The organism is Psychroflexus sp. MES1-P1E (assembly GCF_002836055.1).
Lineage (GTDB): Bacteria > Bacteroidota > Bacteroidia > Flavobacteriales > Flavobacteriaceae > Psychroflexus.
The window spans coordinates 1-3,438 of the sequence record NZ_PJBS01000211.1 but is presented as its reverse complement, the minus strand read 5'-3'; the positions used below and the strand labels follow the sequence as shown (position 1 = coordinate 3,438).

General features: G+C 31.3%; 4 protein-coding genes. All 4 read right to left on the bottom strand.

Annotated features, from left to right (window positions below; translation table 11 throughout):
• Window positions 1-1,263 (bottom strand): YHYH protein (locus CXF67_RS08795; RefSeq protein WP_102088418.1); only part of this gene is annotated, 1,263 nt, incomplete at its 3' end.
• Window positions 1,264-1,279: 16 nt separating this feature from the next.
• Window positions 1,280-2,311, bottom strand: coding sequence for a cytochrome-c peroxidase (locus CXF67_RS08790; RefSeq protein ID WP_102088417.1), 1,032 nt, complete (start codon window positions 2,309-2,311; stop codon window positions 1,280-1,282).
• Window positions 2,304-3,032, bottom strand: a complete 729-nt coding sequence (locus tag CXF67_RS08785) for an MbnP family protein (RefSeq protein ID WP_102088416.1) — start codon at window positions 3,030-3,032, stop codon at window positions 2,304-2,306. The genes CXF67_RS08790 and CXF67_RS08785 overlap by 8 nt, the downstream gene beginning before the upstream one ends.
• 219 nt (window positions 3,033-3,251) lie before the next feature.
• On the bottom strand, window positions 3,252-3,438 hold a 187-nt coding region (locus CXF67_RS08780; protein WP_145990419.1), incomplete at its 5' end, for a LytTR family DNA-binding domain-containing protein.

Below are 3,438 nucleotides of genomic sequence, written 5' to 3'. Positions count from 1 at the left end.
CGTATGTGTTTCCATAATACTCAATGTACTTCCTTGTAAAATTTCATTTTTCAGGACAACTTGACCTAACTCATTAATCAATTCTAACTTTAAATTTTTATCCAAAAGATTGGATTGAATTGCAATAAAGTTTTGGGCTGGATTAGGATACACTGTAAAGTCAAAATTAGCATCTTCAGAACCTTCAACACTCAAAGTAGAATCATAATTAGTAGTAGTTTCTGTTATAGAAGTTACATTTTCTGCTACAACATTTCCATAAAAAGTTGGTCCAACTGCGTAAGGGTATGTAGAATTATGGTTTGTATCCACAGTAGCATAATAAGCATAAGTGCCACTTGGATATTCTGGAGTCTCTGCAAAACGGCCATTATGTTCATCTAAATAATAGGATTCAACATGAGAAATAAACTGATAATCTTCTCTAAAATAACCATCAAAATAAGTTGCATCCATATCTGGACCATTTGTTCTTGAAGTGGCTCCAGTTACTTCATAACTAGACTGAATTCTTACAATACCACCTGTACCATCTATATTGGCGTAAGCATAGGCACCATAAATAGGAAAACCATCATAAGCAAATCCAATTAAAGGGGAATGCGCATTTATATCGATAACATACAAACCATCTGCTGGATAGGTATCACAAATATCGGACAAGACCATTAAATCTAAATTGAATGCACTTGGATTTTGATGATGATGATAGTTACCCATTGCTGGATGTGCCTTATTACAATCAAAACCTGCCATTTCTGCTGGAATTGCATCGCGATTCCAATCCAATACTGTCCCTGGAGGTCCACAAGGAGGATTTCCAGGTCCTCCACAAAGTGAATTTGTACTTGGATTCCAAGCTACACCATCTCTATAATCAAATAAAGATACCCCATTAACAAACACACCAATATTACCAGCAGTGGTTTCCGTTGCTGTTCCTTCGTTTTCAGCAGGAACTAGCGGGAACTTGTAAATAGCATTTTGGTTTTCCGCTAAAGAAGGATTACCATCTTGAAAAGGACCTGTAATGTACGCAGGAATACCAGTTGCTGTTACATATAACCAATCATTAGAATAGTCTACAGATTGCACATTGGCTAATACAGAATCATCTATAGGAGTAGAATTTCCTGCCACATAATGACGGCCAATTATGCCTGTAGTGTTTTGAATCCATTCTGTAATAATAGGATTTGTTTGGGCTGAAGAAATGCTTACAAAAGCAATTATAGCCATAAAAGTTAGCAATTGTTTTTTCATTGTATTTGGTTTTAAATTATTGATTTTTAGGATAAGAGAATCGTTTATTAAATAAGAACTCTTTATCTGTTAAGGTTCTTAAAAAAACTAATAAATCCACTTTTTCCCTATGAGTTAATACTAGTGGGTTTTCTAATTCTTTTGCCAAAGTTTTGCTGTGCTGAATTCCCGAAGTATAGTGTGTGATAACCTCTTGTATAGTTTCAAAGCGACCATCGTGCATATAGGGTTGTGTAAATTGGATATTGCGCAATGTTGGAACTTTAAACTTTAAAGAATCATTTGTATTTTTTGTAATCATCATTCTTCCATAATCGTTTAATGTTGCATCTACCGCTAAACCATTACTTTTAAAATCATTACTATTAAAAAGAGGCTCTTTATGGCAAGAAGCACAATTATTTCTAAAAATGTTTAATCCATTTTTTTCCTGCTCTGTAAATTCACCTCCAACTTCTTTTCTTATATACTTGTCGTATTTAGAGTTATAAGAATTTAGCATGACTAAAAATTGGGTTAATGCTAATAAGGTTTTTTGACCAGTGATTAAACTGTCATTATGAACCTTATAAAAAAGAGAATTATACTTTTTTGAAGCATTTAATTTCTCAACTACGTGTTCTAAAGACTCATCCATTTCATTAGCACTAGAAATTGGGGCTAAGGCTTGTACTTCTAAATGGTTTACACCACCATCCCACATAAATGAAGAATTCCAAGCCAAATTCATTATTGATAAAGAATTTCTTGTTCCTATGCGCCCTTCAATACCATGACTTAAATCGTGGTCTACGTGAGTAAATCCAGTAGCTTGTAAATGGCAAGAAGCACAAGAAATAGTATTGTCTTTAGACAATATGGGGTCATAGAATAATTGTCTTCCCAATTGAAACTCGTCTTCTGTCATAGACAATTTTGAAAAATTATAATCTGGCTTAGGCCAATATTCAGGATAATCAAATAGCAACTCTTTATTTTTTATAATAACAAAGCCACAGCATAAAAAAAGGCTTGCTAAAAAAATGATATTTTTAATAATTTTAGTCATCTACAGAAAATAAAGTGGGTAGTATTTCTGCTAAATCAAAGGCTTCTTTTCCAGGGATTAAAACTTGATTTGTGCTGTTTAAATTTATTGATTTAAAGATTTTAGAAAAATCTAAAACAATTGTAAGTGTATTATTTTTTATAGATTTAGCCTGTATAGTTATCGGTCTTGTCGTTGTAAATGGTTTTTGAAAACCTCCAATATGGAATTGAAATTTATTTTTTCTAGTTTCACAACTTGGACTTTTACCTTCAATTTTAAAATTGATATAACCACTTTGCCATGACCAGTACATCCCTTTTGAAGGGTCTAAATCTCCTGACAAAGCCCCAGATGTATTCATCTTTTCTTCTACACCAATATTAAATAAGACCTCATTACAAGTGCTGATATCTACATTCGAGAGAACAATATTGAGCGTGTTTTTATCAAAAACATCAATAAGATGATTGCTATTATTAATTGATTGACCCTTACCTCGTTTAGATTCTATTTTAAAATCCGTTAGGTAGAATTTTATTTTAGAAATCTGAATAGAATCTTTAGTTTCTGTTATATACCAAGTGTCCTTTAAAATATGATCTTCTCCAAATTTTGGAACAAGAACTATATTTAATTCTTCCTTACTTTCTTGAGAATAACTCTTTGTAAATATGACTTGAGTTAATATCAAAGGAAGAATTGTAACAAGATATTTTAATTTAAAACTTAATAAGAACATTTTATATTTAGATGTAATTAGACAATTTAACTTGTGCTAATATTGATTAGATTACTTCATGAGATTATTAAAATCAGTAAGGATTCAAATCAAAATTCGTTGAAATTTTAATATAAAAAAGAATCTTTCTGTGAATGAAGGGGAGTTTTCAGCGAATGAACCTACATATTAAATTTTCATAAAATAAATTTTAATAAATGAGGATAATCTCGGATGATTTTAGGGAAACAACTGTTCTTTAACAGTGTCAAAATAACGAGCACTTACAGGAATTTTAACTTTATTAATAGTTACATCCTTACCGACTAAAGAGGAGACTTCTTTTTTATTGATAATATAAGACCTATGTACTCTCATAAATAAGGACTGTGGTAAACTATCTTCTAAAGATTTTAAAGTTTGATAA

Bases quoted from the DNA above. Each gene is read 5' to 3' on its own strand.
- CXF67_RS08790 (WP_102088417.1), bottom strand. From the start codon at position 2,311: ATGACTAAAATTATTAAAAATATCATTTTTTTAGCAAGCCTTTTTTTA.
- CXF67_RS08785 (WP_102088416.1), bottom strand. From the start codon at position 3,032: ATGTTCTTATTAAGTTTTAAATTAAAATATCTTGTTACAATTCTTCCT.